This is a genomic window from Rhodococcus daqingensis (assembly GCF_042665615.1).
Classification (GTDB): Bacteria; Actinomycetota; Actinomycetes; order Mycobacteriales; family Mycobacteriaceae; genus Rhodococcus_G; species Rhodococcus_G daqingensis.
Window position 1 is genome coordinate 1 of sequence record NZ_JBHTCS010000031.1, and the last position, 5,313, is coordinate 5,313.

Consider the following 5,313-nt stretch of genomic DNA (forward strand, 5'->3'; position numbering starts at 1 on the left):
ACATCGAACTCCGAATACGACAGCAACTCACCCTCAAACGACAACGCCACCGCTCCCGGCGACGCCACCACCCGAGCATCGAACAACGACACCAACGTGCCATCATCGAGCGCACGCTCAGTGGCATTCCAACCCGACACCACCAACTCCCGCTCGGTGGAAGCGAGCAGATCGATGTCTCCGACACGACCGTGCGGCTCCGCCACCACGGAGTCGAGGATGCGCAGGAACCTGTCCCCGAACCCGGCCACCGTCGACCCGTCGAAGAGGTCCGTGGCGTACGTCATCAGGACGGACATCCCCGTGAGCCCACCGTGCTCATCGATCGACTCCGTCATGTTGAGCTGGAGGTCGAACTTCGCGACCTGCTCGTCGTAGTCGAGTGCGCGGATGTTCAGGCCCGGCAGTTCGAATGCCGCCATGCCCTGGTTCTGGAACGACAGCATGACCTGGAACAGTGGGTGCCGCGACTGCGATCGCGCCGGGCTCAGCACCTCGACCAGCCGCTCGAACGGCACGTCGGCATGACCGAAGGCGCCGAGGTCGTTCTCCCTGGTCTGCGCCACCAGGTCCGCGAACCGCGCCCCCGGATCCACCTGGGTGCGTAGCACCAGGGTGTTGACGAACATGCCGATCACGTCGTCGAGCGCGGCCTCGCCACGTCCGGCGATCGGGGTACCGACCGCGATGTCCGATGTGCCGCTGAGCCGGGCCAGCAAGACCGACAACGCCGCATGGATCACCATGAACAGGGTGGTGTTCTGTTCGCGGGCAAGGTCGTTGAGGGCGGAGTGCAGACTCCCATCGATCTCGAACCGATGTGCGCCGCCGCGATACGACGAGACGGCAGGACGCGGCCGGTCGGCGGGCAGATCGAGCTGGTCGGCCAGGCCTGCCAGGGTGGACGTCCAGTACGCGAACTGTCGCGAGATCAGCGACTCCGGGTCGTCCTCCGACCCCAGCACCTCGCGCTGCCACAGACTGAAGTCGGCGTACTGCACGGGCAGCGCCGTCCACGTGGGGGACCCACCCGCGCTGCGCGCCGCGTACGCCACCATCACGTCACGGGCCAACGGCGACATCGACCAGCCATCGGCGGCGATGTGGTGCACAACCAGGCCGAGGACGAACTCGGTGTCGGAGAACTCGAAGAGCGTCGCGCGCAACGGAACCTGAGCACTCACGTCGAATCCGACCGAAAACATCTCCCGCAGGTACCGCTCCGGGTCGTCCCCGGTGGCCTTGACCACGCCCAGTTCGACCGGGCTGTCCGCCGGATCGAGGATCACCTGGGCCGGCCCGAACTCCGTGTCCGGGTACATGGTCCGCAGCGACTCGTGTCGCTCGACCACATCTCCGATGGCCGCTCGCAGAGCATCGACGTCCAGGTCGCCGGCGAGGTGGATGGCGAGCGGGATGTTGTACGCGGTGGAACTCGTGTCGAACCGGTTGAGGAACCACATCCGCTGTTGCGCGAGCGACAGTGGGATCTGGTCGGGTCGCTCGCCGGCGGTGAGGGCAACACGCCCACCCGCACCTGCGTGCTGCTCGACCCGAGCGGCCAGATCGCCGACCGTGGACGCCTCGAACAGCGCCCGCACCGGGACCATCGTGTCCAGGGCCGCGCCGAGTCGCGCGGTGACCTGCGTCGCGATCAGAGAGTTGCCGCCGAGCTCGAAGAAGTCGTCATCGAGCCCCACCCGCTCGATACCGAGAACATCCGCGAACGTGGCCGCGACCACTTCTTCGACGGGGGTGGTCGGTGCGCGGAAGGCGCGGGTCTCGAACACCGGTGCGGGCAACGCCTTCCGGTCCAGCTTGCCCACCGGTGTACGCGGGATCTCGTCGAGGACCATGATCGCCATCGGCACCATGTGCGCGGGGAGAGTCTGGCCGATCGCGGCCTTGAGCACCTCGAGTTCGACCTCGATCCCCTCGGAGGGCAGCACGTACGAGACGAGCGACGTGATGCCCCCGGCCCCCTCGTGCCCCAGGGTGACCGCGAACTCGATGCCGGGCTGCGCGCTCAGGGCCGCGTCGATCTCCCCGAGCTCGATGCGGAAGCCGCGAACCTTCACCTGGAAGTCCGACCGTCCCAGGTACTCGATTTCGCCACGGCCCGTCCAGCGTGCGAGGTCGCCGGTGCGGTACATCCGCTCTCCGCGCACGCCATAGGGATACGCCACGAATCGGTCCGCCGTCAGATCCGGACGGCCACGGTAACCCCGGGCCAGCGCCGGCCCGCACAGGTAGAGCTCGCCCACCACGCCAACCGGTACGGGGCGCAGCCGGGCGTCGAGCACCACCGTCCGCACTCCACCCACCGGGCGACCGATCGTGATCGGCTCACCGGGGACGAGCGGCCCCGTGGAACTCGCGAGAACCGTCGCCTCGGTCGGACCGTAGCCGTTGATGAAGTTGCGGCCCGGCGCCCACCTCGCCACCAACTCCGGCGGGCACGCCTCGCCGGCGACCATGACCGTGACCAGGTCTGAAAGACCGCTCGGATCGATCGACGCGAGAGCGGCCGGGGTGACCACCGCATGCGTGACCCGTTCGCGCCGCAACAGATCAGCCAACTCGGCTCCGCCGTAGATCGTCGGCGGAGCGATCACCATCGCGGCACCCGACCCCACCGCGAGCAGCAGCTCGTACACGGACACGTCGAAGCTCGGCGACACGAAATGCAGAACCCGGGAGCTCTCCGACGTCGAGAACAGCGTGCGCTGCTGGCCGCAGGCGTTCGCCAGGTTCGCGTGCGTGACGAGCACACCCTTGGGCCGACCGGTGGAACCGGAGGTGTAGATCGCGTAGGCCGGGTGCTCGAGCCGCAGCGGCGCGATGCGGTCGGAATCGGTTACCGGCGCCGCCGACTCCGCCCGGCACTGCGCCTCGACACCGCCCTCGTCGAGAGCAAGCCAACGCACCGAACCCGGAAGCTGATCGATGAACTGCCCCAGGGTCACACCGATCACGGCGCCCGAATCGGACACCATGTGCTCAACCCGATCCACCGGATACTTCGGATCGACCGGCACGAACGCGGCGCCGGACTTCACCACGGCCCACACCGCGAGCACCGACTCCAGGGACCTCGGCACGGCCACCGCCACCGCGGTCTCCGGACCCGCGCCACTCGCGATCAGCACCCGCGCCAGGCGCGAGGACCGCTCGTCCAGCTCACGGTAGGTCAGCACCCGCCCCTCGTCGGACAGCGCGAGCGCCTCCGGATCCAATGCCGCTGCCCCCGTCAGGATCTCCGCGAACGTCAGCGGCTGGGCAAACCTCCCCGTGCTGTCCGCCGCGCCCGACCGGTCCACGAGATCGGTCAACTCGTCGGGCGCCAGGATCTCCACGTCCCCCACCGCGATGGTGGGCTCCGCCACCACCGAGTCGAGGATGCGCAGGAAGCGGTCCACGAAGCCGGACACCGTTCCCTCATCGAACAGATCCGTCGCGTAGACGAACTCGGCAGCCATGGGGCCTGCACCGTCGGACACACCACCCGACAGCGTGAGCTGAAGGTCGAACTTCGACAGGTCGACCCGGACCTCGTCGGCGGAGACGCTCAGTCCGGGAAGCTCGAGCTCGGCGCCCGCCATGTTCTCGAACGAGAGCACCACCTGGAACAGGGGGTGCCGCGCCGTCGACCGGGACGGGTTCAGGACCTGCACCAGGCGCTCGAACGGCACGTCGGCATGACCGAATGCGGCGAGGTCGCTGTCGCGCACGCGGACGAGCAGGTCGGTGAACGACTCCTCCCCGTCGACCTCGGCGCGCAGCACCAAGGTGTTCACGAACATCCCGATGATGTCGTCGAGCGCCTGCTCGCCGCGACCCGCGACCGGCGTGCCGACGGAGATGTCCGAGGTGCCGCTCAACCGGGCGAGCAGCACCGTCAACGCGGCGTGCATGACCATGAACAGCGTGGCGCCATTGGCCCGGGCGAGTGCGATCAGGCCGGCATGGGTGTCCGATGAGATCTCGAAGCCCAGCCGACCACCCTGGAACGACTGCACCGCGGGACGCGGACGATCCGAGGGCAGGTCCAACTGGTCGGGCAGGCCGTCGAGCTCAGCCTTCCAGAACGCGATCTGCTTGGCGGACAACGACTCCGGGTCATCCTCGGAGCCGAGGAGCTCACGCTGCCACAGGCTGTAGTCGGCGTACTGCGCGGTCAGGGGCGACCACGTGGGGGCGACACCCTCGGCTCGCGCGGTGTAGGCGGCCATCACGTCACGTGCGAGGACGGCCCAGGACATCCCGTCCGCGGCGATGTGGTGCAAGACCATCGCCACCGCGAGCTCCTGCTCGGCCCCTTCTGAGAGCTCGAACACCCGGACGCGAATGGGGATCTCGCTCGTGACATCGAAACCCGCCCCGGCGAATTCCGCCAGGCGTCGCGGCAGCTCCGCCGCGGTCACGGACTCGGTGACCTGCGTGGGATCAGCCGTCAGGTCGATCTCACCGCTGGGGATCACCACCTGATGGGCACCCGAGCCGGAGTCCGGGTACACCGTGCGGAGCGACTCGTGCCGGTCGATCACGTCGGAGAGTGCCGCCGCGAGCGCCGCGATGTCGACGTTGCCGACCAGCCGAACCACGAACGGGAGATTGTAGGTCGCCGCCGTCGTGTCGTACTGGTTCAGGAACCACATCCGCTGCTGCGCAGGTGACAACGGGATGAAGTCCGGTCGTGGACGCGAGATCAGCTGCGGCCGTGCATCACCCGTGCCCACCGCCAACTCGGCGCGAGCAGCGATTCCGGCGACGGTGGGCGCCTCGAACAATGTCCGGACACCGAGCCGGACGTCGAAGGCCGCACCGATCCTCGACACCACCTGATTGGCGACGAGCGAGTCCCCACCGAGTTCGAAGAAGCTGTCGTCGATCCCGACCTGCGGCACGTGCAGCACATCCGCGAAGATTCCGGCGACGATCTCCTCGGTGGGCGTGCGAGGCGCCCGGAACGCGGCACGCCCGGACACGAAGATCGGCGTCGGCAGGGCCTTGCGGTCGAGCTTGCCGCTCGCGTTCACCGGGAACGCCTCGAGCACCACCACGACGGCGGGGACCATGTACGCGGGCAACGAGCGCCCGACCATCACCTTCAGCTCATCGACGTCGATCGCCGCACCCTCGACGGGGACGACGTAACCGACGAGTTGCTCACCGGAGTGCAGATCGCTCCGCACCACGGCCACCGACTGGGCGACCCGCTGATCCACCAGCATGGCCGACTCGATCTCACCGAGCTCGATCCGCAAACCACGCAACTTCACCTGGAAATCCGTACGCCCGATGTACTCCAAC

Annotated in this window: 1 protein-coding gene; it reads right to left on the reverse strand. The window is 68.2% G+C overall.

Features of this window, described 5'->3' with window-relative positions; genetic code table 11:
* A partial coding sequence (locus ACFQS9_RS26340) for an amino acid adenylation domain-containing protein (RefSeq protein ID WP_378409515.1) occupies positions 1–5,282 on the reverse strand: 5,282 nt, incomplete at its 3' end.
* Positions 5,283–5,313: the final 31 nt, after the last annotated feature.